General features: G+C 67.6%; 21 protein-coding genes. 9 read left to right on the top strand and 12 right to left on the bottom strand.

All coding sequences use genetic code 11. The features are described 5' to 3' along the window. Nucleotides 1-164: 164 nt before the first annotated feature. The 9 genes from VK682_RS16270 (at nt 165) to VK682_RS16310 (ending at nt 8,977) form a co-directional block, all read left to right on the top strand. The gene (locus VK682_RS16270) at nt 165-1,736 is read left to right on the top strand and encodes an ABC transporter substrate-binding protein (protein WP_230796706.1); all 1,572 of its coding nucleotides are present in this window, start codon (nt 165-167) and stop codon (nt 1,734-1,736) included. 202 nt (nt 1,737-1,938) lie between these two features. Then, nucleotides 1,939-2,931 (top strand): ABC transporter permease, encoded by a 993-nt coding sequence (locus tag VK682_RS16275; RefSeq protein WP_089846230.1) that lies wholly within the window; start codon nt 1,939-1,941, stop codon nt 2,929-2,931. A gap of 13 nt (nt 2,932-2,944) precedes the next feature. Continuing rightward, entirely contained in the window at nt 2,945-3,910 is a 966-nt protein-coding gene (locus VK682_RS16280; RefSeq protein ID WP_230796704.1) for an ABC transporter permease, read from the top strand. A 4-nt stretch (nt 3,911-3,914) separates the two neighbouring features. Next, entirely contained in the window at nt 3,915-4,877 is a 963-nt protein-coding gene (locus tag VK682_RS16285; protein WP_324782225.1) for an amidohydrolase, read from the top strand. Then, nucleotides 4,840-5,094, top strand: coding sequence for a hypothetical protein (locus VK682_RS16290; RefSeq protein ID WP_324782226.1), 255 nt, complete (start codon nt 4,840-4,842; stop codon nt 5,092-5,094). The genes VK682_RS16285 and VK682_RS16290 overlap by 38 nt, the downstream gene beginning before the upstream one ends. Then, nucleotides 5,094-6,530 carry a chlorohydrolase family protein gene (locus tag VK682_RS16295; RefSeq protein ID WP_230796701.1) on the top strand — a complete coding sequence of 479 codons (1,437 nt, stop codon included), beginning with the start codon at nt 5,094-5,096 and terminating at the stop codon, nt 6,528-6,530. Before VK682_RS16290 ends, VK682_RS16295 begins: the two co-directional genes overlap by 1 nt. Further along, entirely contained in the window at nt 6,527-7,495 is a 969-nt protein-coding gene (locus VK682_RS16300) for an ABC transporter ATP-binding protein (protein WP_324782227.1), read from the top strand. The genes VK682_RS16295 and VK682_RS16300 overlap by 4 nt, the downstream gene beginning before the upstream one ends. Next, nucleotides 7,492-8,475, top strand: coding sequence for an ABC transporter ATP-binding protein (locus VK682_RS16305; RefSeq protein ID WP_089846240.1), 984 nt, complete (start codon nt 7,492-7,494; stop codon nt 8,473-8,475). Before VK682_RS16300 ends, VK682_RS16305 begins: the two co-directional genes overlap by 4 nt. Then, nucleotides 8,468-8,977 (top strand): nucleoside deaminase, encoded by a 510-nt coding sequence (locus VK682_RS16310; RefSeq protein WP_089846243.1) that lies wholly within the window; start codon nt 8,468-8,470, stop codon nt 8,975-8,977. The genes VK682_RS16305 and VK682_RS16310 overlap by 8 nt, the downstream gene beginning before the upstream one ends. Before the next feature lie 19 nt (nt 8,978-8,996). Here the strand turns inward: VK682_RS16310 and denD are convergent, their stop codons facing one another. The 12 genes from denD to VK682_RS16370 form a co-directional block, all read right to left on the bottom strand. Next, on the bottom strand, nt 8,997-9,980 hold the full coding sequence (denD, locus tag VK682_RS16315) for a D-erythronate dehydrogenase (protein WP_089846247.1): 984 nt from the start codon (nt 9,978-9,980) through the stop codon (nt 8,997-8,999). 21 nt (nt 9,981-10,001) lie between these two features. Then, nucleotides 10,002-11,948, bottom strand: a complete 1,947-nt coding sequence (locus VK682_RS16320; protein WP_324782228.1) for a D-apionate lactonase family protein — start codon at nt 11,946-11,948, stop codon at nt 10,002-10,004. Between the two features lie 29 nt (nt 11,949-11,977). Continuing rightward, nucleotides 11,978-12,946: an ABC transporter permease gene (locus VK682_RS16325; protein WP_089846251.1), complete on the bottom strand. Its 969-nt coding sequence runs from the start codon at nt 12,944-12,946 to the stop codon at nt 11,978-11,980. Beyond that, nucleotides 12,943-14,856, bottom strand: coding sequence for a sugar ABC transporter ATP-binding protein (locus VK682_RS16330; protein ID WP_230796698.1), 1,914 nt, complete (start codon nt 14,854-14,856; stop codon nt 12,943-12,945). The genes VK682_RS16325 and VK682_RS16330 overlap by 4 nt, the downstream gene beginning before the upstream one ends. A gap of 56 nt (nt 14,857-14,912) precedes the next feature. Further along, complete coding sequence (locus VK682_RS16335) at nt 14,913-15,905, bottom strand: substrate-binding domain-containing protein (protein WP_230796697.1); 993 nt, start codon at nt 15,903-15,905, stop codon at nt 14,913-14,915. Nucleotides 15,906-16,001: 96 nt separating this feature from the next. Continuing rightward, complete coding sequence (locus VK682_RS16340; RefSeq protein WP_230796696.1) at nt 16,002-16,766, bottom strand: FadR/GntR family transcriptional regulator; 765 nt, start codon at nt 16,764-16,766, stop codon at nt 16,002-16,004. A gap of 185 nt (nt 16,767-16,951) precedes the next feature. Beyond that, nucleotides 16,952-18,403, bottom strand: coding sequence for a xylulokinase (gene xylB, locus VK682_RS16345; RefSeq protein WP_230796694.1), 1,452 nt, complete (start codon nt 18,401-18,403; stop codon nt 16,952-16,954). A 23-nt stretch (nt 18,404-18,426) separates the two neighbouring features. Next, complete coding sequence (locus VK682_RS16350) at nt 18,427-19,125, bottom strand: HAD family hydrolase (protein WP_324782229.1); 699 nt, start codon at nt 19,123-19,125, stop codon at nt 18,427-18,429. 40 nt (nt 19,126-19,165) lie between these two features. Next, nucleotides 19,166-20,227, bottom strand: a complete 1,062-nt coding sequence (locus tag VK682_RS16355) for an ABC transporter ATP-binding protein (RefSeq protein WP_269062013.1) — start codon at nt 20,225-20,227, stop codon at nt 19,166-19,168. A gap of 12 nt (nt 20,228-20,239) precedes the next feature. Beyond that, entirely contained in the window at nt 20,240-21,292 is a 1,053-nt protein-coding gene (locus VK682_RS16360) for an NAD(P)-dependent alcohol dehydrogenase (protein ID WP_230796690.1), read from the bottom strand. A gap of 3 nt (nt 21,293-21,295) precedes the next feature. Next, nucleotides 21,296-21,544 carry a DUF2160 family membrane protein gene (locus VK682_RS16365; protein ID WP_230796688.1) on the bottom strand — a complete coding sequence of 83 codons (249 nt, stop codon included), beginning with the start codon at nt 21,542-21,544 and terminating at the stop codon, nt 21,296-21,298. A gap of 4 nt (nt 21,545-21,548) precedes the next feature. Further along, a complete protein-coding gene (locus VK682_RS16370) occupies nt 21,549-22,385 on the bottom strand; it encodes a carbohydrate ABC transporter permease (RefSeq protein ID WP_089846266.1) in 837 nt (278 codons plus the stop codon). Between the last annotated feature and the right edge of the window lie 2 nt (nt 22,386-22,387).

The following is a 22,387-nucleotide window of genomic DNA, read 5'->3' on the forward strand; positions in this document are numbered from 1 at the left end:
CGCTCGCTGCTCATCAAAGGTGCGGTCGTCATATCGCATACAGATTTTTCCGTCAATTGGATACAATTTACTTGATTCACCGTATCCGGTCCGGCATCAAACTTGCATCGTATCCAATCACAGCGAATCCAAGATACAATCCTCAGGGAGAGGGAGACATGCAGATGAGACGGATTTTGCTCGCATCCGCCGCCATTGCCGCTTTTGCAGGCACGGCACAGGCGGAGACGGTGCTGAAATGGGGCGCCAACCGGGACATCGGATCGCTGGATCCCTATTCCTACGGCGACAGCTTCACCATCAACGTGCTGAACCACGTCTATGAAGGGCTGGTGCGCTACAACCGCGATCTCAAGATCGAACCGGCGCTGGCCACCAGCTGGGAGATCCTAGAGGATCAGATCACATGGCGGTTCACGCTGCGCGAAGACGTGACCTTTCACAACGGCAATCCCTTCACCGCCGAGGATGTCGTCGCCTCGCTGGAGCGGGTCAGCCACGAGACCTCGCCGCTGAAGGGCAATCTGCCCGCCTATGTCAGCGCCGCCGTGGTCGACACGCATACGGTTGATGTCACGCTGAACGGCACCTATCCGCTGCTGCTGAACGACCTGACCAACATCCATATCTTCGACAAGGAATGGATGACCGAGCATGACGCGCTGCTGCCCACCGACATTGGCGCGGGCACCGAAGGCTATGCCACCTACAATGCCAACGGCACCGGGCCCTTCGTGGTGGAAAGCCGCCAGCCCGACGCAAAGACGGTGTTCGTGGTCAATCCCGACTGGTGGGACGAGGCGCAGCACAATCTGGACCGGATCGAACTGACCCCGGTGACCTCTGCGGCGACCCGAGTGGCCGCGCTGCTGTCGGGCGAGATCAATTTCACCAATGACGCGCCGGTGCAGGATCTGCCGCGGCTGGCGGCAGCACCCGACGTGCAGGTGCTGGAAGGCGTCGACCTGCGCACCGTGATGATCGGCTTTCCCTTCCGCGAGACACTGAGCACCGGCGCCCCCAATCCGTTTTCCAAGCGCGAGGTGCGCGAGGCGCTCTATCGGGCCATTGATCTGGATCTGATCCACCAGCGGGTGATGCGCGGCAAGTCGCGGATCGCGGGGGCCACGGTCGCGCCCGAGATCCCGGGCTATGTGGAGGCGCTCGACACGGTGCCGGGCTTTGATCCCGACGCGGCGCGGACGGCTTTGGCCGAGGCGGGGGTGCCCGAGGGGCTGGAATTCGAGTTCAACTGCCTGAGCGACGGTCTGGTGAACGAGGAGCAGGTCTGTCAGGCCATCGCCTCCATGTGGTCGCGGATCGGGCTTGCGCCCAAGCTCGACGTGGCGCCGCGCGCGGTGCAGACGCCGAAGCGCACCGGCGGCACCACGGATGTCTATACGCTGGGCTGGGCCACGCTGCCGATGCTGGACGCCTATTCGCCGCTTCTGCAGATTTTCCACACCAAGGAAGGCAATTCGGGCGTGTTCAACTGGGGCGGCTGGTCCTTTCCCGAGCTTGACGCGCTGGTGCAGGCCGCAGGCAGCGAGCTCGACGTGGAGAAGCGCCTGAGCCTTGAGACCGAGGCGCTGCAGATCGTCAAGGACCAGCACATCATGATCCCGCTGCACCAGCAGCCGATGGCATGGGCGGTGACCGGGGAGGTGGCGGAGATGCCGCTCTTTCCGGACAACAAGCCGCGGCTGTGGTTCGCGCGGGTGACCCCCGACGCCTGAGCGCGGCGCTGCGGACCGCCACTGGCGGTCCGCCTGCGAGAGGTTTCGGATCGCCTTTGGCGATCCGGCTGGGAAGAGGTTTCGGATCGCCTGCGGCGATCCGACCGGCCGGGGGATTTCATCCCCCGGACCCCCTGAGAGTTTACTTGGCAAGATGAAGGGGCGCGGGCGGCCCCGGGCGTGAGCCGGATCGGAGACAGAGATGATTGCCTTTCTCATCAAGCGCATGGCCAATGCGGCCTTTGTGATGCTGGCGGTGGCCCTGCTGGCCTTTGTCATCTTCCGGTTCTTCGGCGACCCGGTGGAGATGATGGTCAACGAGCAGGCGACGCAGGCCGACCGGGCCGAGCTGCGCGAGCGGCTGGGGCTGAATGACGGGTTTGCCACGCAATATGCCCGATTTGTCACCAATGCCGTGCAGGGCGATTTCGGCATCTCCTATCGCAACCAGCAGGATGTGATGGTGCTGATCAAGGACCGCTTTCCCGCCACGTTCGAGCTGGTGCTGGTGGCCACGGTGATTTCGCTGGTGGTGGGCATTCCGCTGGGGGTGATCACGGCGGTGCATCGCCGCTCGCGGCTGGCGCAGGCGCTGCAGCTGGGATCCATCGTGGGCGTGTCGCTGCCGAGCTTCGTGGTGGGGATCCTGCTGATCCTTGGCTTTTCCGTCTCGCTGGGCTGGCTGCCCGCCTTTGGCCGGGGCGAGACGGTGCAGATCGGCTGGTGGTCGACCGGGCTGCTGACGCCTTCGGGGCGCGCGGCGCTGGTGCTGCCCGCGGTGTCGCTGTCGACCTTTCAGATCACGCTGGTGATGCGGCTGGTGCGGGCCGAGATGCTGGAGACGCTGCGCAGCGATTACATCAAGTTTGCCCGGGCGCGCGGCGTGCCTGCGGCGCGGGTGCAGTGGCGCCATGCGCTGCGCAACTGCCTGATGCCGGTCATCACCCTGACCGGCATGCAGATCGGCAATCTCATCGCCTTCGCGCTGGTGACGGAGACGGTGTTCCAGTGGCCGGGCATGGGGATGCTGTTCATTCAGGCGGTGACCTTTGTCGATATCCCGGTGATGGCCGCCTACCTGCTGCTGGTGTCGCTGATCTTTGTGGTGCTGAACACCGTGGTGGACATCACCTATGCCTGGGTCGACCCGCGGCTGCGCGATGACAGCGCCCGATCCGGAGGCGCACATGGCTGATCAGGAGAGCCCGATGGACCACACCGCATCCCCCGCCGCCCCGGCGCGGCCCGAGACCGCCGCACGACCGTCGCGCCTGACCCGGCTGCGGGACAGCGACCTTGCGCATTCCTTCCGCGCGCATCCCTCTGCGATGCTTGCCGCCGCGGTGCTGGCGCTGGTCGCGCTGAGTGCGGTGCTGGCACCGCTCATCACCCCGCAGAACCCCTATGATCTGGCGGCGCTGGAGCTGTGGAATTCCGAGATCCCGCCGATCTGGCAGGCGCAGGGCCAGTGGCCATATCTGCTGGGCACCGACACGCAGGGCCGCGACATCCTGTCGGCCATCCTTTATGGCTCGCGGATTTCGCTGATCATCGGCTTTGCCTCGGTGCTGCTGGCGCTGAGCGTCGGCCTGTCGCTGGGGCTGGTCGCGGGCTATCTGGGCGGCTGGGTCGACAATGTGATCATGCGCGTGGGCGACGTGCTGCTGTCCATGCCCTTCATCCTGATCGCGATCCTGATCACCGCCATCGCCACCGCCTCGCTGCCCGCCGGGCTGCGCGACGTGCTGGCGGCGCCGATCCTGATCTTCGCCATCGCCGTGCCCTCCTGGGTGCAATATGCCCGCACGGTGCGCGCCTCGGCCATGGTGGAGGCGAAGAAGGAATATGTGCAGGCGGCGCGGCTGATCCGGGTGCGGGCGTGGCGGATCATGCTGCACCACATCCTGCCCAACTGCCTGACGCCGATCATGGTGGCGGCGACGCTGAATTTCGGCCTTGCCATCCTGTCCGAGGCGACGCTGTCCTTTCTGGGCGTGGGCATGCCGCCGGACCAGCCAAGCCTTGGCACCCTGATCCGGATCGGCAACCAATACCTGTTTTCCGGCCTGTGGTGGATCGTGGTCTTTCCCTCGGTCCAGCTGTGCCTGATCGTCCTGTCGGTCAACATGATCGGCGACTGGCTGCGCGACGCGCTCAACCCCAAACTCCGGTGATGTGATGACTTCCCTGACCCTCAAGAATGTCCGCCCCATGGCGGGCGCCCTGACCGACCTTTACATCCGCGATGGCCGTTTCGCCGACAGCGCCCCCGAGGGGGCGGAGGTGATCGACGGCGGCGGGCGCATCGTGATCCCCGGTCTGGTCGAGGCGCATACCCATCTCGACAAGTCGCTGCTGGGACTGCCGTGGTATCGCAACGAGGTGGGGCCGCGGCTGATCGACAAGATCACCAACGAGCGCGAGGTGAAGGTCGCTCTGGGGCTCGATCCGCAGGTGCAGAGCGAACGGCAGGCCATCCTGTCCATGAGCCATGGCACCACGCAGATCCGCAGCCATGTGGATGTGGACACGCATCACGGGCTTGCCGGGATCGAAGGCGTGATGGCCACCCGCGAAAAGCTGGCCGGGCTGGTGGAGATCGAGATCGTGGTCTTTCCGCAATCCTCGATGATGCCGCGCCCGGGCACGCTGGAGCTGATGGACGAGGCGCTGGCGCTGGGGGCCGAGGTGGTGGGCGGCATCGATCCCTGCGGCATCGACCGCGATCCGAAGGGGCATCTGGATGCGGTCTTTGCGCTGGCCGAGAAACACGGCAAGCCCGTCGACATCCATCTGCACGAACGCGACGCGCTTGGCGGCTTTTCCATGGAGGAGATCATCGCCCGCACCAAGGCGCTTGGCATGCAGGGCAAGGTGACCATCAGCCATGCCTTCTGTCTGGGCGCGCCGGACCGGGGCTATGTCGCCGGGCTGCAGGACCAGCTGGCCGAGCAGCGCATCCATATCGTCACCACCGCCCCTGCCTCGGCCCCGGTGCCGCTGGTGAAGGAACTGCGTGCGGCGGGCATCCTGACCGGGGCGGGATCGGACGGCATCCGCGACACATGGGGCCCCTATGGCAATGCCGACATGCTGGAGGGCGATGTTCATCGGGCTGCGCAACAACCTGCGCCGCGATGACGAGGTGGAGCTTGCGCTTGACATCTGCACCTTCGGCGGCGCCGCGATCATGGAGACCGAAGGCTACGGGCTCGGGCCGGGCGACCGCGCCGACTGCGTGCTGGTCGAGGGCGAGACGCTGGCCGAGGCGGTGGCGCTGCGCGCGCCGCGTCCGCTGGTGCTGAAGGGCGGGCGGGTGATCGCGCGCAACGGCACCTGCGTGATCGAGGCGCCGTGATGGGGCGGCGCATCCTGCTGACCGCGCGCTGGGTGATCGGCCATGCGGCGGACGCGCATGTGATCCACGAACAGGGCGTGGTGGTGATCGAGAACGGCGCGGTGCTGCATGTGGGGCCGTCCTTCGATGGCGAGGTGGCCGAGCGCATCGATTACGGGCAGGCGGTGATCTCTCCGGGGTTTGTCGATCTGGACGCGCTGGCCGATCTGGACACCACCATTCTGGGCTATGACAACGGCCCCGCGTGGAAAAAGGGCCGGGTCTGGCCGGAAAGCTATGTCGCGCGCGGCCCCTACGAGATGTATGGCCCCGAGGAACTGGCCTTTCAGAAACGCCATGCCTTCGCGCATCTGATCCGCAACGGCATCACCACGGCGCTGCCCATCTCCTCGCTGTTCTACCGCGAATGGGCGGAGACGGTGGCGGAATTTGATGCCGCCGCCGAAGCCGCCGCCGTTCTGGGGCTGCGGGTCTATCTGGGCCCCGCCTATCGCAGCGGCGGGCAGGTCACCGACGATCAGGGCCGCATCACCGCGCGGTATGACGAGGCGCGCGGGCTGGCCGGGCTGGAGGAGGCCGCAGCCTTTGCCGCCCGGATCGAGGGGCGCGCGGGCGGGCTGATCCGCGCCATGTTCGCCCCCGACCGGATCGAGACCTGCACGCCCGCGCTTCTGCAGCGCACCGCTGCCCTTGCCGCCGAACTGGGCGCGCCGGTGCGCCAGCACTGCTGCCAGTCGCCCACCGAACTGCGGCTGATGCAGGAGCAGCACGGCACCAGCCCCATCGTCTGGCTGGACCGGCTGGGGGTGCTGGGGCCGCGCTGGCTGCTGCCGCATGGCACGCAGGCGACCGAGGCCGATTTCGACCACCTTGCCACCAGCGGCGCGGCTCTGGTGCATTGTCCGCTGGTGAGCGCGCGCCATGGCAGCGTGCTGCGCAGCTTTGCCCGCTGCCGCGACCGGGGCATCGTGACCGGGCTGGGCACCGACACCTTCCCGGCGGACATGATCCTGAACATGCAGGTGGGCATGATGATGGCCCGCATGGTCGATGGCACAGAGGCGGTGCGGTCCGAGCATCTGTTCGACGCGGCGACCCTTGGCGGGGCGCAGGCGCTGGGGCGGTCCGATCTGGGCCGTCTGGCCCCGGGGGCGCGGGCGGACATTGCCGTGATCGACCTGCGCCATGTGCTGCAGACCCCCGACCCGGTGCAGACGCTGATGACCTCCGCCTCGGGGCGCGACACCCGCGATGTCTGGATCGACGGGCGGCGGGTGATGCGGGACGGCGTGATCCCCGGCGTGGACGCGCTGGCCGATGCCGCTCGCGCGCAGGCGCAGTTTGACGGGCTGGTGTCGAAATACCCCGACCGCACGGCGGGCCATCCGCCGGTGCAGGAAATCTTCCGCCCGAGCTATGAAAGGCGCGACGCATGAGCGACATCGTTCTGGACATCCGCAATTTGCGCGTCGAATTTCCCACCCGCCGCGGCGTGCTGACCGCCGTCGATGACATCTCGCTGCAGATCCGGCGCGGTGAGATCCTTGGCATGGTGGGGGAAAGCGGCGCGGGCAAGTCGATGACCGGCATGGCGATCCTTGGCCTGCTGGAACCGCCGGGCCGCATCGCCGCCGGATCCATCCACCTGTCGGGCGACCGGATCGACGGGCTGGACGACCGCGCCCTGCAGGCGATCCGGGGCCGCCGCATCGGCGCGATCTTTCAGGATCCGCTGACCTCGCTCAACCCGCTGTTCCGGGTCGGCGACCAGCTGGTGGAAACGATCCGCCTGCATACCGGCCTGTCGCGCAGCCGCGCCCGGGCGCGGGCCAAGGATCTGATGCACGAGGTGGGGATCCCGGCGGTGGAGGAACGCATCGACAGCTACCCGCACCAGTTTTCCGGCGGCATGCGGCAGCGCATCGTGATCGCGCTGGCGCTTTGTGCCGAGCCGGAACTGATCGTGGCGGATGAACCCACCACCGCGCTCGACGTGTCGATTCAGGCGCAGATCACCGCGCTGCTGCGGCGGCTCTGCCGCGAACGGGGCACCGCCGTGCTGCTGGTCACCCATGACATGGGGGTGATCGCGGAAACTGCCGACCGGGTGGCGGTGATGTATGCCGGACGGCTGGCCGAGCTTGGCCCGGTCGACGAGATCGTGCGCCGCCCGAACCATCCCTATACCAGCGGGCTCATGGGCTCGATCCCGTCGCTGCGCAAGGATGTGGACGAACTGCAGATGATCCCCGGATCCATGCCCCGGCTTGACGCCATCCCGCCCGGCTGCGCCTTCAACCCGCGCTGCGCCCATGCGGGCCCCAGATGCCGCCGCGAGACGCCGCGGATCGACAGCCCCGGCGCCGCCTGCTGGCTTGCGCTTGAAGGAGAGGTTGCATGACCCAAAGATCCGGAGCCATTCTGGAGGTCGACGCGCTGGAGCGGCGGTTCGACGTCTCCGCGCCATGGCTGAACCGCCTGCTTGAAGGCAGGCCGCGCCGCACGCTGCGCGCGGTGGACGGGGTGGATTTCACCATCCAGCGCGGCCAGACGCTGGCGCTGGTGGGGGAATCCGGCTGCGGCAAAAGCACCATCGCCAAGCTGGTGACCGGGCTGCACGCGCCCTCGGGCGGGGCGATCCGCTTTCACGGCGACCGCGACCGGATGCAGATGATCTTTCAGGATCCCTTTGCCAGCCTGAACCCGCGCTGGCGCGTGGCGCGCATCGTGGCCGAACCGCTGCGGACCCTGCGCCCCGACACACCCGAGCCGGAGGTGACGGCGCGGGTGGCGGATCTGCTGCGCACCGTGGGGCTGAGCCCCACGGACGGCACCAAGTTTCCGCACGAATTTTCCGGCGGCCAGCGGCAGCGCATCTCGATCGCGCGGGCGCTGGCCGGAGAGCCGGAGTTTCTGGTCTGTGACGAGCCGACCTCTGCGCTTGACGTGTCGGTGCAGGCGCAGGTGCTGAACCTGATGAAGCGGCTGCAGCGCGAGATGGGGCTGACCTATCTTTTCATCAGCCATGACCTGAGCGTGGTGCGCCACATGGCCGATGTCATCGCGGTGATGTATCTGGGCCGCATCGTGGAAATCCAGCCGACCGCCGACCTGTTCGCGGCACCGCTGCATCCCTATACGCGGCTGCTGCTGGACACGATCCCCGATCTGGAGGCGCCCGACCGCAACCGCATCCCCATGGGCGGAGAGGTGCCTTCGCCGGTATCGCCGCCGCCGGGCTGCAGCTTTCACCCGCGCTGCCCGCTGGCCTTTGACCGCTGCCGGACCGAGCGTCCGGAACGCCGCGCCGATGTGCATGACCGCCGGGTCGCCTGTTTTGCCTGCGAAACCCCGGCTGACGGAGCCGCTGCCGATGTATGACGAAACCTTCCTGCGCCACGCCATAGCGCTGTCGGCGCGGGCGATGACCCTGCCGGGGACGGAACCCTTTGGTGCTGTGGTGGTGCGCGAGGGTCGGATCGTCGGCACCGGGCTCAACCGGTCGCGGCTGCACAGCGATCCCACCTCCCATGGCGAGACCGAAGCGATCCGCGATGCCTGCCGCAGGCTGGGCACCGTCGATCTGCGGGGCTGCGCGCTGTATTCCAGCTGCGAACCCTGCCCGATGTGCGTGGCGGCCATGGGGATCGCGGGGATTTCCGTGCTGTATTATGCGGCGGACATGGATCAGGCGGGGGCAGCGCTTGGCGATCTGCCCGAAGCGGCACGGTTTCCCGTCGACGTGGCGCGTCTGGTGCAGGACTGCGGCAGCGACGTGACGCAGCGGCAGATGCCTGCCCATCAGCACCTTGCCGCAGAGGCGGCGGAGGTGCTGACCGGCTGGGCTTCCATGGCGCGCGACAGGGCGCGGACCGGGGGCTGAGCCCCGGCCCGGCCATCGTTCAGATCTGGCCGCCCAGTTCATCCTCGATATGGATGCGGATGATCTCCTCGAACGAGGATTCGGCCCGGAACCCCAGCGCCTCGGCGCGGGCGGTGGTGAAATCGCGGGGCCAGCCTTCGACGATGGCCATGATCGCGGGATCGGGTTCGGGACGGATCAGCGCCACCGCCTTGTCGCCCGCCACCTTGCGCAGCGCCTCGATCTGTTCGCCGACCGTGGCCGAGAGCCCGGGCATCGACAGCGCCCGCCGCGCCCCCAGCGGCGCCAGATCCATGGTCGCGGCATGGATCAGGAAGCCCACGGCGGCACGCGGGCTGGCATGCCAGTGCCGCACGTCCTCGGGCACCGGCAGCACCGCTTCCTTGCCCGCCAGCGGTTCGCGCAGGATGTTGGAGAAAAAGCCCGAAGCCGCCTTGTTGGGCAGGCCGGGGCGGATGCAGATGGTCGGCAGCCGGATCGCGATGCCGTCCAGAAAGCCCTTGCGAGAATAATCCGACAGCAGCAGTTCGCCCACCACCTTCTGTACGCCATAGCTGGTGCGCGGGGTGCAGAAGAATTCGTCGTCGATCTTGTCGGGGAAGGGCGCCCCGAACACCGCGATGGAGGAGGTGAAGACCACGCGCGGCCGGTAACCTTCGGCCTGATGTGCGGCGCGGATCGCCTCCAGAAGCTGCCGGGTGCCATCAAGGTTGACCGCATAGCCCTTGTCGAAATCCACCTCGGCCTCGCCCGAGACGATGGCGGCCAGATGGAAGATCACGTCGGGCCGGTCAGCCACCAGCCGGGGCGCCGTGGCGGGGTCGGCGATGTCCGCGGCATAGCGGGTGCAGGGGCCGGAGAACCCGGCAGGCGCCGCGGGTTCGATCACGTCGACCAGCGTCAGCGCGGTGATGGCGGCCCCGCCCAGCTGTCCCTCCGCGACAAGTCGGGCGGTCAGTTTGCGGCCCACCATGCCAGCGGCGCCAAGGATCAGGATATGCATGTGGTTTGGTCCTTCATTGTCTCAGAACGCGCCCAGAAGGCGCAGCACGGAATAGGCATCAAGGCTGATCCCGGCATCGGGCACCGGGGCCAGCCTGTCAAGAAAGCCCGGATCCCCCGCCGCCTCGGCAAACTCCGCCGCCGACAGGCACGCCATCTGCCGCGCCCCCTGCGGCAGGTGCAGCCGGACCGGATCGGCGGTGAGGTTGGCAAGCCAGATCTCGGTCTCGCCGGGGGCGCCCACGGCCAGACCCAGCACGCGGGCGGGGTCGGAGCTGTCGACGCGCCGCAGCGGCTGCCCGCGACGCCGGGCCAGCCCGCGCAGCGGATGGAACAGCGGATAGAGCCCGCCATGATCGTCATACCATGGCTGCGGGAACCGGGTCGGGACATGCACCGCGCCAAAGGCGCCGACCGGCGCACCAAGCGCCACCGCTTCGGCCCCGCCGGTGGCGAACTGCGCCAGCGCGCCCAGTGTCCATGCCGCCCCCAGCAGGCCGCGCTGGCGCGGATCGTTGAAATTCATCGCCTGCCGGATGTTGTCGGGGTTGTCCTTGGGGGCGGCGCCATAGGGATTGGCGCGCATGCCCATGGCCGAGGGCCCCACCGCGAAGGGCAGCGGACGGGCGATCTCTGCCGCGCTGCGGGCGATGGCGGGCAGCGCTTCAAGGCTTTCCATCACCGACCGGTCATCCCCGGCATGCACCATCGCCGAGGTGGTGAAGCTGACCAGATCAAGCGCGTCCACCGGCGGGCGCTTGCGGTTCAGTTCGGTGAAATAGCTGAACATGCCGCCGCCAAGCCGCGCGCCGGGAAAGGCCCGCCGCGCCACCTGCGCCAGCGCCGCCGCATCGGGCGCCTCGGGCCAGACGCTGCCCGGCAGGGTGCATTTCAGATCGGGCGCGGGCGACAGCAGCACGGTGGCGAAAGGCGCGCCAAGCCCGGCCACGGTGACGCCAAGCGCCGTCACCTCGGCCTCGGCCCCGGCATCGTCGGTGGCGGCGATCACCGCCTCCAGCCATGGCTCCGCCCCAAGGGCCTGCGCCACGTCCAGCTGTGCCTGCAGGCTGGCGCGGTCATGGCCGCGGCGCGGATCGTGATGGCAGAGCAGATGCGCCGGGCCAAGCGCGCGCAGCGGATCGGCGCAGGTCAGCGCCGCTGCCGCATCGCCGGGATCAAGCCCCATGCCAAGCGCGGGCATCCGCCCCGCCTCCCTGCCCAGATCCAGCGTCACGCCTTCGGCGCGGGTGGCGGCGCCCGCCGCCCCGGTGATGCGCAGGGTGATCTTCTGTTCCAGCCGCGCGCCCGGCTCCAGTTCATAGGGCCATGGCAGCGCCAGCGGGCGGACATAGGTCTTGTAGGAGGCATCGGTCCAGTTGCGCTGGTCCTCCATCTCGAAGGTGTCCCCTTCCATCAGGCAGTGCACGCGGTGGCCTTCGGGGCTGACATGCTCCAGCGCGCGCAGATCCATCATCGGCTGCACCGGGTCGATGAGGTCGGGGAACCGCCCCTCCACCTGCCGTCCGTCCACATGGGTCAGCATCACCGGCCCGCCCGCCACGCCCGCGATGGGATGCAGGATCACAAAGCCGGTGCGGTTGGTCAGGAACGGTGTTTCGGCGGCGCCGCTGCCGGTGAAGGTCAGCGTGCCATCGGCCCGGCCTTCGATCCGCGCCTCATAGGCGAAGGCCTGCCCGGGCTCCGCGACGCGGGCGCGGTAGGTGACCACAAAGCGGTCGGGCTCCTGCTGCACCTTGAGCGCGTCAAGGGTGGGGCTGTAGGTGCCCCAGTCCTTGTCGCGCACGATGTAGGACACGGCGCGCAGCACCTCTGCCCCGGCGAAGCGGATGTCGCGCAGGTTGCCCGCCTCCAGCTCGGCGCTCAGCGGTCCGGCGGTCAGCAGGCGGGGCGGCGGCACCTGTTCTTCGGTGCCATAAAGCGCCACGGCGCGGGAGGGGGTCGGGGTCATGGGGGATCTCCTTGTCTGCGGGCGCGGCCTCAGCGGGCCGAACGCCAGTTGAACAGCCGCTCCGCCAGCAGCGCGAGAATGATGATGGAACCGATGGCCGTGCCCTGCCAGAACGGCGAGACCCCCATCAGGTTCAGCCCGTTGCGGATCATCACCATGATCAGCACGCCGATCAGCGTGCCGATGATCGAGCCGCGCCCGCCGTAAAGGCTGGCCCCGCCGATCACCACGGCGGCGATGGCATCAAGCTCCATCTGGTTGCCCGCCAGCGGATCGGCGGACAGGATCTGTGCGATGGAAAAGGTGATGGCCACCGCCGCCAGCGCGCCCGAGATGACGTAAGGCAGGATCGAATAGCCCAGCACGTTCAGCCCCGCCGCCCGCGCCGCCTCGCGGTTCGATCCCACGGCATAGATGGTGCGCCCGCCCTTGGTGTAGGTCAGATAGGCCCATGCCGCGAGATAGAGCAGCAGCAGGAAGATCACGTTGGCGGGGATGCCCAGCACCGTGGTGTAGACGATGGCCGACAGGCTTTCGGGAATGCCGGAAATCGCGGTCTGCCCGGAAAAGATATAGGCCAGACTGCGCCCGATCGCCATCATGCCCAGCGTCACCACAAAGGGCGCAAGCCCGAACACCGCGACCAGCACACCCGAGATCAGCCCGATGAAGGCCCCTGCCGCCACCGCCGCCGCGATGGCCAGCGGAATGGGCAGGTCGCGCAGCGCCAGCCCCAGCACGATGCCGGTCAGGCCCGCGACCGACCCCACCGACAGGTCGATGCCTCCGGTCAGGATCACGAAGGTCATCCCCACCGCGACGATGCCGATGACCACGGACTGGTCGAGGATGTTGAAGATGTTGTTCTGGGTCAGGAAATAGGGCGACATCAGCGACAGCCCCACCGCGATGACAAGCGCAAGGCCCAGCATTCGGACTTCCAGCGTGCGGATCAGGCGGCCCGGCAGGGCAGGGCGGGCGGCGGTGGGTGCGCTCATGCGGCGTCTCCTTCGATGTCGTCGCTGTCCCGGGTCAGGCGGCGCACCTGCGCCGCGATCTGTCCGGGGTCGGGCAGGGGGGTGTCGGCGGCGGCGGTCAGGCCGATCCAGCCCAGATCATGGCCGCGGGCATTGCGCAGCGGCACCAGCAGCGTGGCAAGCGCGCCGTCCGTCACGATGCCCTGCGCGCGCGCCGCAAGGGCGCGGGGGATGGGGGTGTCCCGAGGGTGCAGCGCCTCTCCGGCGCGCAGGTCAAGCGGGGGCGCCGTGGCGGCGGTGGCGGTGCCAAGACAGATCAGCGAGTCCTCCTCCAGCAGCGCCCACCACGCGAAGGCGCCATGCTCCCGCGCCAGCGTTTCCAGCAGCGCGCGGTTGCGGGTGGTGGAACTGCGCGGCGCGGCCAGCAGGGTCAGCTTTTCCTCGGTCAGGATCGGCGTCGGCAGATCGGCGATGGTGATGCCGTCGCTCATCACCACCACGCGTTCGGTGACGCCCAGCAGTTCTTCGAAATCCGAGGAGATGACCACCACCGCCACGCCCTGATCGGCGATGTCGCGCAGAATGCGGTAGATCGCGCTGCGGGTGCCGATGTCGACGCCCTTGGTCGGCTCGTCAAGGATCAGCACCTCGGGGTCGATCAGCAGCCAGCGCGCCATGATGATCTTCTGCTGCATGCCGCCGGAAAAGGTCAGCAGGCTTGCGTCCATCCGGTCGGTGGGCAGGCCAAGCTGCGCCAGAAGCGTGTCCACCCGGTCCTGCCGCTGCCGGTAGCCCAGCCCAAAGCCGCGATGGCGGCCCAGATGCGCCAGCATCAGGTTCTCGCGCACGCTGAGATCGGGCACGATGTTCTGCGCGCGGCGGTCTTCGGCGACAAAGCCGATGCCCTGCCGGATCGCATCCACCGGCCTGCGCAGCGCGATCTCGCGCCCCTTCAGCCGGATGGTGCCGCCGTCGCGCGGACGCAAGCCGAACAGCGCCTCCATCGCTTCGGAGCGGCCCGCACCCACCAGCCCGCCAATGCCCAGAATCTCGCCTCGGTGGACGGTGAAGCTGACATCGCGCACGATGGGCTTGGCGGACAGGTTCGTCACCTCCAGCACCGGGTCACGCGCGCCGCCGCGCCGGTCGAGCCCCGGCGTGGCATAGATCGCCCCCAGATCGCGCCCGACCATGTGGCGGATGATGTCGGTCTGGGTCAGCCGCGCGGTGTCGAGGCTGGCGGCGACGGTGCGGCCTTCACGCAGGATGGTGACGCGGTCGGTGACGGTGAACACCTCCTCCAGCCGGTGCGAGACAAAGATCAGCGCATGGCCCTGCTCGCGCAGCCGCGCGAGGATGTCGAACAGCCGGTCCACCTCCGACGGCGAGAGCGAGGCGGTGGGTTCGTCAAAGATCATCAGATCGGCGTCAAGCGCCAGCGCCTTGGCGATCTCGACCAGCTGGCGCTGCGCGGCGGACAGGCGCCGCACCTCCTGATCCAGCGGCAGCGCATGGTCGCGCCCCAGCCGGGCAAGGATGTCACTGGCGCGGCGGCGCATGTCGGGAAAGGACAGGCGGCCCGGACGGCCCAGTTCGGGCAGGAAGATGTTTTCCAGCACCGACAGATCGGGCGCGAGGCTGGTTTCCTGCGCCACCAGCGCGATGCCGGAATCCAGCGCCTCGCGGGTGGAGCGGGGCGACAGCGTGCGGCCCCGATACAGCAGCTCGCCGCTGTCGCGTCCGACATGGCCGCAGATGATCCGCGACAGCGTGGATTTGCCCGCGCCATTCGCCCCCAGCAGGCCATGCACCTCGCCCGCGCGCACCTCAAGGCTGGCATCGGACAGCGCCTGCGTGCTGCCGAACCGCTTGGCGACCGACCGGGCGATCAGCGCCGGGCCGCTGTCCGGGGCGGACATCGGATTGCTCATGCTCGTCTCCGTGGAAAGGTCCGGCACCGGGGAAGCCGGTGCCGGAACGGCGTCGCTCAGCTGTCGCCCAGCTCGCCTGCAAAGACGGTTTCGGTGATGGTCGGCAGCATCTCTTCGATGTTCTGGTCGGTCACCACCACGATCGGCACGAGGATTTCCTTTTCAGGCGTCTCGCCGTTCAGATGGGCGAACAGCGCCTTGGCGGATTCCTCGCCCATCAGATGCGGCTGCTGCATGCCGGAGGCGACGATTTCCCCCGATTGCAGCATCGGCACAAATTCCGGAATGCCGTCAAAGGCCGCCACCAGCACCTCGCCCTGACGCCGCGCCGCCTTGATCGCGCGCAGCGCGCCGATGGCGGGCTGGTCGGTCTGCACAAAAATCCCGCGCATGTCGGGATTGGCGGTCAGCATGTCCTGGGTAAAGCGGAAGGTCTCGTCGGCGGTGTAGGACTGCATCTGCTGCAGGCCCGCCTCCTTGGCCACCCCGGCTTCGGTCACCGCGTCCTTGAAGCCCTTGGTCCGGGCCTGCCCGTTCAGCCGCGCCTGACTGATCGCCACGATGCCGACCGAGCCGTCTTCCCAGCCGCGTTCCTTCATCGCGGCGGCCAGCGCCTCTCCGGTGCCATGCGCGCCTTCGTAATTGTCGGAGATGATGAAGGACACATAGGTGCCGCTATTGGTGCCGATATCGGCGATCACCACCGGAATCCCCGCCTTTTCCGCAAGGCTCAGCACGCTGGGGGCGGTGGAACTGTCGGTGGGCGACAGCACGATGCCCGCCACCCCGCGCGCGATGGCATCCTGCGCATTCTGAAGCTGCTGCTGCGCGTCATTGTGCGAATCCAGCGCCTGAAAGCCGTAACCTTCGGCGGTGGCCACCTTTTCGACGCCCTTGGACAGGTAGCGCCAGAACGGCAGGTCAAGGCCGGGCGTTAGATAGACGACCTCCTTGTTCTGCGCGGCGGCGGGCATGGCCCCGCCCAGCGTCAGGCTCGCCGCGGTCAGGGCCGCTGTGGCGACCCCCAGAATATGACGTCTCTTGAACATGGTGTCTCCTCCCGTGGTGGCCCCTCCTCCAAAGGGCCCGTGATGGCGGCCTTGTTGGGCCTGCCTCTGGGTGCGCCGCATGCGGCGCGCCCGGTGTCAGGATCCCGCTCCCGGCGACGTGTCGCGTTCGGAAAGCAGGGATCGTGTGGTGGTGTAGATGCGGTCCTCGTGCCGGGCAAAGGCGGCGCGGGTGCGGGCGGCGTCGCGCGCCTCCAGCGCGGCAAGGATCTCGGCATGGTCGGACAGGCTGCCCGCGATGGCACCGGGCCGCGACACGATGCGGCGGCGATACTCCATCATATAGGTGTAAAGGTCGGTCACCACGTCGCTCAGCAGGCTGTTGCCGCTTTCGCGATAGATGGCGACGTGAAATTCTCGGTCCGCGATCAGAAACCGCAGCGGATCCTCCAGACAGCCCTGCTGCGTGACCAGCGACCGGCGCAGATCCTCCAGCACCCGGTCCGAGATCCGCGCCGCAGCCTCCCCCACCACCTGCTGTTCGATGAGCAGCCGGGCCGCGTGGACCTCGTCCACGTCATAGCGGTTGACGTCGATCTGCCGGATCATCCCCACGGCCATGGCGCCGATGTCATCGGTCAGCACCTTGGTGCGCGCGCCCTGACTGACCGCAAGGATGCCGCGCGCGGCCAAGGTCTGGATCGCCACGCGCACGGTTTCGCGGCTGACCGACAAGGCGGCGGCAAGGTCGCGTTCGCTGGGCAGTTCATCCCCCGGCGCCAGCAGCCCCGAGCCGATCATCGCGGCGATCTTTTCCGCGATCACGTCTTTCATGGTCAGCCGCCGCATGTCGCGCCCGATCTCGCTGGCACTGTCGAGCAGCAGCTTCTGGACATTTCGCACTGCCGCACTCCCCCTGCCGCGCAGATAGACAACTGGTCCGGTCACCATGCCAGCTAAGGTGAGTCTGCTGCGGCTGTCAATTCCGCAGCGTTGCGGGGACACGCAGCGGTCAAGCTGCGCCGGCCCGAACGACAACAGCCCCGGCCCATCGGGCCGAGGCTGTTGCAGACAGACGGAGAGGGGCGTTACTGCGCGGCGCGGATCGCCGGATAGGCCTGCCGGAACCTTTCATAGGCGGCGTCGAACTCCGCCCGCAGCGCGGGATCGGGTGCGATCTCCTCGCGGATGGCGGGCTGGGTCATCACCTCTTCGATGGTGCCGTCGCCCACCGACAGCATCGCCAGCCGGGCCGCGCCAAGGGCCGCGCCAAATTCGCCGCCGCTTGGCAGATCCAGCGTGACGTTCAGCGCCGTGGCGATCAGTTTCAGCCAGTAGCGCGATCCGGTGCCGCCGCCGATGGCCATCAGCCGGTCCAGCCGCAGCCCGGTGCCCGCCAGCGCGGCCTGACTGTCGCGCAGCCCGAAGGCGACACCTTCCAGCACCGCGCGGGTCAGGTCGTCGCGCGTGGTTTCGGCCCCGAGCCCGGTGAAACTGCCGCGGATTTCCGCATCATTATGCGGCGTACGCTCTCCGGAGAGGTAGGGCAGGAACCGCACCCGGCCCGGCGCGCGCAGCGTGTCCCCCAGCGAGGCGGTCAGATCCTTGGGTGGCGTGCCGGTGATCCGCGCCAGCCAGTTGAGGCTGTCCGTGGCCGACAGCATGACCCCCATCTGATACCAGCGCCCCGGCACCGCGTGACAGAAGGTGTGCAGCGCGGTTTCAGGCGCGGGCCGGTAGCCGTTGCGCGCCGCCAGCAGCACGCCCGAGGTGCCAAGCGAGACAAAGCCCTGCCCCTCGTCCATGGCGCCGATGCCGCAGGCGGCGGCGGCATTGTCCCCCGCCCCGGCGGCCACCACCACGGGGCCAGTCAGGCCCCAGCGCGCCGCAAGCTCCGGCTTCAGTTCGCCGCCGGGCTGGCAGCCCTCCAGCAGGTCGGGCATCTGGTCGCGGCGCATGCCGCCTGCGGCCAGCAGCGCCTCGGACCAGTCGCGCGCGCCGGTATCCAGCCACGAGGTGCCCGCGCTGTCGGACATGTCGGCAAAAAAGCCCCCCGTCAGGTAGAAGTTCAGATAGGCCGCAGGCAGCAGCACCTTGGCGATCTGGGCAAAATTCTCGGGCTCGTGCCGCCGCAGCCAGTCAAGTTTCGGCGCGGTGAAGCCCGGAAAGACGATGTTGCCGGAAATCTGGCGGAAGCCTTCGGTGGCGTCCAGCGCCGCCGCCTCGGCATGGGAGCGGGTGTCGTTCCACAGGATGCAGGGCCGGATCACCGCGCCGTCCGCATCCAGCAGCGTGGCGCCGTGCATGTGCCCCGCCACCCCGATCCCGCGCAGGTCGGCAAAGCGCGGATGCGCCGCGCGCAGATCCCCGATCGCGCCGTCCAGTGCGGTGATCCAGTCGCCCGGATCCTGTTCAGACCAGCCCGACCGGGGATGATCCGCCGTATAATGCCGTTCGGCAGCGCCAATCGGCGCGCCTTTTTCGTCCATCAGCAGGGCGCGCAGCCCCGATGTTCCCAGATCAATGCCCAGATAGACCATGTCTTTTCCTCCCGGCGGCAAGCTCAGCGCGGCGCATGCCGCAGGGCGCTGAGGGCCGCATACATTTGTGACATGTCCGCGAGCACCTCCTCCGCGCCCGCCTGTCTGAGGGTATCTGCGTGCACCTCGCGCCGTCCGTCAAGATGCGTGCCGCCGGTAAAGCCGATGGCGCGCATTCCGGCGGCGCGGGCGGCCTTTACCCCATGCGGGGAATCCTCGATCACCACGCAGATCTCTGGCGGCACGCCAAGCTTGCGCGCGGCCAGAAGAAACAGATCCGGCGCGGGCTTGCCCTGCGCCACCTGATCGGCGCTGAAGCCGCGTTCCTCGAAATAGGGGGCAAGCCCCGACAGGCGCAGCGTCGTGGCAAGGCGCAGCAGCGATCCCCCGGTGCCGATGGCCATGGGCACCTCTTCGGCCTGCAGCTGCTGCAGCAGGTCGGGCACGCCGGGAATGCAGGTCAGCCCGGTTTCATAGGAGGCAAACAGGCGGCGTTCGAAATTCGCCGAAAACTCCGGCGGGCAGGGCGCGCCGGACCGGCGTTCCACATAGTCATGGATGACGCTGATCGACACGCCCAGAAACCGCGCGCCGATCTCTTCGGGGGTGGCATCCGCAATCCCCAGCGCCCGCATCTCGGCGGCGACCGCCGCCAGAGACTGCGGTTCGCTGTCCACAAGGCAGCCGTCTAGATCGAAGATGATGGCCTGCGCCTGCGTCATTGCCTGTCCTTTGCCTGTCTCTGCCCTGCCGCGCGCCGTCTCAGATGCGCTGTTCGGTCTCGCGGTCAAAAAGATGCACGTTCACCGGATCGATCAGGAAGCCGACCTCGGTTCCGGGCCGCACCATGATGCGGTCCTTGACCACGGCGTCAACCAGATCGGTCCCTGCGCGGGCAAAGATCTGCGTCTCTGACCCGGTGGGTTCCACCACCACCACGCGCACCGGCACGCCACCTTCGCCCACGCCGATATGTTCGGGGCGGATGCCATAGGTCACCTTCTGCCCGTCCTGCGCGGAGGTCTCCGGCAGCGGCAGGACCAGCCCGCCCTCCGAGACGAAGCGCTTTGCCCCGTCGCGCATGGCGATCTGGCCATGCACAAAATTCATCGAAGGCGAGCCGATGAACCCCGCCACAAAGACGTTCCGGGGCCGGTCATACAGATCCAGCGGCGCGCCGATCTGTTCGACCCGGCCATCGCGCATCACCACGATCTTGTCGGCCATGGTCATGGCCTCGATCTGGTCATGGGTGACATAGACGATGGTGGTTTTCAGCCGCTGGTGCAGTTCCTTGATCTCGACCCGCATGGTGACGCGCAGCTTGGCGTCAAGGTTCGACAGCGGCTCGTCGAACAGGAACACCTGCGGATCGCGCACGATGGCCCGCCCCATGGCGACCCGCTGCCGCTGCCCGCCCGACAGCTGCTTGGGGTAGCGGTCCAGATAGCGGTCAAGATCAAGGATCTTGGCCGCCTTGGTCACCTTGGCGTCGATTTCGGCCTGCGGGCGCTTGGCCATCCGCAGCGGGAAGCCCATGTTTTCCGCCACGGTCTTGTGCGGGTAAAGCGCGTAGCTCTGGAACACCATGGCGATGTCGCGCTCCTTGGGGGGCACGTCATTGACCACGCGCCCGCCAATGGCGACGGTGCCGCCGCTGATCTGCTCCAGCCCCGCCAGCATGCGCAGCAGGGTGGATTTGCCGCAGCCCGACGGGCCCACCAGCACGACAAATTCGCCGTCCTCGATGTCGACGCTGACGCCATGCATGACCTGCAGGCTGCCGTAGCGCTTGACGACATTGTCGATCTTGACCTCTGCCAATGTCCTGTTCCCTTATTGCGGCAATGCGATCTGCATCTTCACGTCGGCCGGCGGCGCGGATGCGGCGATTTCGAAGGCGCGGACGCTGTCCTCGAAATCAAAGGTTCTGGTGATGAGCGGTTTTACGTCGATGGCGCCAGAGGCCAGCATCGCCACGCAGCGCGGAAAGGCATGGGCGTAGCGGAAGATGTTCTCGACCCGCGCCTCGCGCACCATGGCAGCGCCTGCGTCATACAGGATGGGATCGGGCTGACCGCCGATCATCACCACGCAGCCGCCGGGGGCCAAGGGCTCGAACACGCCCGCCGCCGCCTTGGGCGAGCCTGTCGCCTCGAACACGATGTCGGCGCCCCAGCCTTCGGTCTCGGCGTGCACCTGTTCGGCAAGCCGGCCCGGCTGTGCCGGAACCGGCACGATGGCGCGGCTGAGCGAGGCGGCGATCTCCAGCTTCTTTTCGGAAAGGTCGGTCACATAGACCCGCGCGCAGCCTGCGGCCAGCGCCGCCAGCGCCGTGACCAGCCCGATGGGCCCCGCCCCCAGCACCACGGCGATGTCGCCCGGACGCACCCGCGCCTTGGTCGCGGCATGCACCCCCACGGCCAGCGGTTCGACCATTGCGGCTTCGGCAAAGCTGACAGTGTCGGGCAGCTTGAAGGTGAAGGCGGCGGGATGCACGCAGGTCGGGCGCAGCACGCCATGCACCGGCGGCGTCGCCCAGAAGCGCACGGCGGGATCGACGTTGTAAAGACCAAGCCGGGTCGCCCGGGAATTGGGGTCGGGGATGCCCGGTTCCATGCAGACGCGGTCGCCCACGGCCAGATCCTGCACCTCTGCCCCGGTTTCGATCACCGTGCCGGAGGCTTCGTGGCCAAGGATCATCGGCGCCTTCACCTCGAACTGGCCGATCTTGCCATGGGTGTAATAATGCACGTCCGATCCGCAGATGCCCACGGTGTGCAGCTTGATCCGCACGTCGCGCGGACCCAGCACCGCCTCGGTGCGGTCGATTTCGGGGAAGTCGCGCAGCGACAGCTCGTCTTTGCGTTCGAGAACGAGAGACCTCATGGGTTAGCCTTTCGTGATGATAAGGACGGCCACCGCAAGGGCAATGGCGTTGGAAATCCAGATGGAGGGGCCAAAGGGTTCGATGAAGCGGAACCAGACCAGCGACAGGGCCACCCAGATCACCACGGAAATGAACAGCCGGTCAAACCAGTTGGTCTGGATCGGCAGGAAGCCGGTCTCCTCCTCCTCGGGGGGTGGCGGCTCGTTGTCGCGCAGATCCAACTTTTCGTCCATGTCGGGGGGAATGGTCATGATCTTATCCCTTCACGGCGCCAAAGGTCAGGCCCGCCACGATATGTTTCTGCACCAGACCGAAGACAATCAGCGCGGGGATCAGGGTAAAGACCGAAATCGCCGCCATGATCCCCCATTCGGTGCCGGTGGTGGTGACATATTCCGACAGGCCGGTGGTCAGGGTGCGGGCGTTGAAATTGGTCAGGGTCGCGGCCAGAAGGTATTCGTTCCACGCAAAGACCCAAGTCAGGATCAGCGTGACCGCAAGGCCGGGCCGGGCCAGCGGCAGCACCACTTCGGTAATCACCTTCCACGGGCTTGCGCCGTCGACATAGGCGGCCTCGTCCAGCTCCTTTGGGATGCCGTCCACGGTGGGGCGCAGCGTCCAGATGGCGAAGGGCAGGTTGAAGGTGCAGTAGACAAGGATCATGCCGATCCGCGTGTCCAGCAGGCTGAAATCGCCGATGCGGTAGACCTGCGTCATCAGCAGGAACAGCGGCAGCAGGAACACCGCCGGGGGTGCCATGCGGTTGGTGATGGTCCAGAAAAAGATGCTTTCCTTGCCGCCCATGTCGAAGCGCGACAGCGCGTAGCAGGCGAAAAAGCCCAGCACCGTGCACAGCACCGCATTGCCGGTGGAGATCACCAGCGAATTGACCATATAGCCGCGCAGGGTGCGGTCGTTCAGCACGTCGATGTAGTTCTGCCAGTAGAAGCTCTTGATCAGGATGTCAGGGGTCGAGAACAGGTCGACCGCCGGTTTCACCGAGATCACGAACAGCCAGTAGATCGGGAACAGCGTCAGAAAGCTGACCACGATCCAGAACAGCGAGTAGAGCCATGGGCGGTTCTTGCGCATCG

Origin of the sequence: Salipiger marinus, assembly GCF_035481585.1 — a bacterium.
Lineage (GTDB): Bacteria > Pseudomonadota > Alphaproteobacteria > Rhodobacterales > Rhodobacteraceae > Salipiger > Salipiger marinus.

What these genes read in the sequence shown, in the direction of transcription:
- VK682_RS16270 (WP_230796706.1), top strand. Translation starts at nt 165, where the DNA reads ATGAGACGGATTTTGCTCGCATCCGCCGCCATTGCCGCTTTTGCAGGC.
- VK682_RS16275 (WP_089846230.1), top strand. Translation starts at nt 1,939, where the DNA reads ATGATTGCCTTTCTCATCAAGCGCATGGCCAATGCGGCCTTTGTGATG.
- VK682_RS16280 (WP_230796704.1), top strand. Translation starts at nt 2,945, where the DNA reads ATGGACCACACCGCATCCCCCGCCGCCCCGGCGCGGCCCGAGACCGCC.
- VK682_RS16285 (WP_324782225.1), top strand. Translation starts at nt 3,915, where the DNA reads ATGACTTCCCTGACCCTCAAGAATGTCCGCCCCATGGCGGGCGCCCTG.
- VK682_RS16290 (WP_324782226.1), top strand. Translation starts at nt 4,840, where the DNA reads ATGTTCATCGGGCTGCGCAACAACCTGCGCCGCGATGACGAGGTGGAG.
- VK682_RS16295 (WP_230796701.1), top strand. Translation starts at nt 5,094, where the DNA reads ATGGGGCGGCGCATCCTGCTGACCGCGCGCTGGGTGATCGGCCATGCG.
- VK682_RS16300 (WP_324782227.1), top strand. Translation starts at nt 6,527, where the DNA reads ATGAGCGACATCGTTCTGGACATCCGCAATTTGCGCGTCGAATTTCCC.
- VK682_RS16305 (WP_089846240.1), top strand. Translation starts at nt 7,492, where the DNA reads ATGACCCAAAGATCCGGAGCCATTCTGGAGGTCGACGCGCTGGAGCGG.
- VK682_RS16310 (WP_089846243.1), top strand. Translation starts at nt 8,468, where the DNA reads ATGTATGACGAAACCTTCCTGCGCCACGCCATAGCGCTGTCGGCGCGG.
- denD (WP_089846247.1), bottom strand. Translation starts at nt 9,980, where the DNA reads ATGCATATCCTGATCCTTGGCGCCGCTGGCATGGTGGGCCGCAAACTG.
- VK682_RS16320 (WP_324782228.1), bottom strand. Translation starts at nt 11,948, where the DNA reads ATGACCCCGACCCCCTCCCGCGCCGTGGCGCTTTATGGCACCGAAGAA.
- VK682_RS16325 (WP_089846251.1), bottom strand. Translation starts at nt 12,946, where the DNA reads ATGAGCGCACCCACCGCCGCCCGCCCTGCCCTGCCGGGCCGCCTGATC.
- VK682_RS16330 (WP_230796698.1), bottom strand. Translation starts at nt 14,856, where the DNA reads ATGAGCAATCCGATGTCCGCCCCGGACAGCGGCCCGGCGCTGATCGCC.
- VK682_RS16335 (WP_230796697.1), bottom strand. Translation starts at nt 15,905, where the DNA reads ATGTTCAAGAGACGTCATATTCTGGGGGTCGCCACAGCGGCCCTGACC.
- xylB (WP_230796694.1), bottom strand. Translation starts at nt 18,403, where the DNA reads ATGGTCTATCTGGGCATTGATCTGGGAACATCGGGGCTGCGCGCCCTG.
- VK682_RS16350 (WP_324782229.1), bottom strand. Translation starts at nt 19,125, where the DNA reads ATGACGCAGGCGCAGGCCATCATCTTCGATCTAGACGGCTGCCTTGTG.
- VK682_RS16360 (WP_230796690.1), bottom strand. Translation starts at nt 21,292, where the DNA reads ATGAGGTCTCTCGTTCTCGAACGCAAAGACGAGCTGTCGCTGCGCGAC.
- VK682_RS16365 (WP_230796688.1), bottom strand. Translation starts at nt 21,544, where the DNA reads ATGACCATTCCCCCCGACATGGACGAAAAGTTGGATCTGCGCGACAAC.
- VK682_RS16370 (WP_089846266.1), bottom strand. Translation starts at nt 22,385, where the DNA reads ATGCGCAAGAACCGCCCATGGCTCTACTCGCTGTTCTGGATCGTGGTC.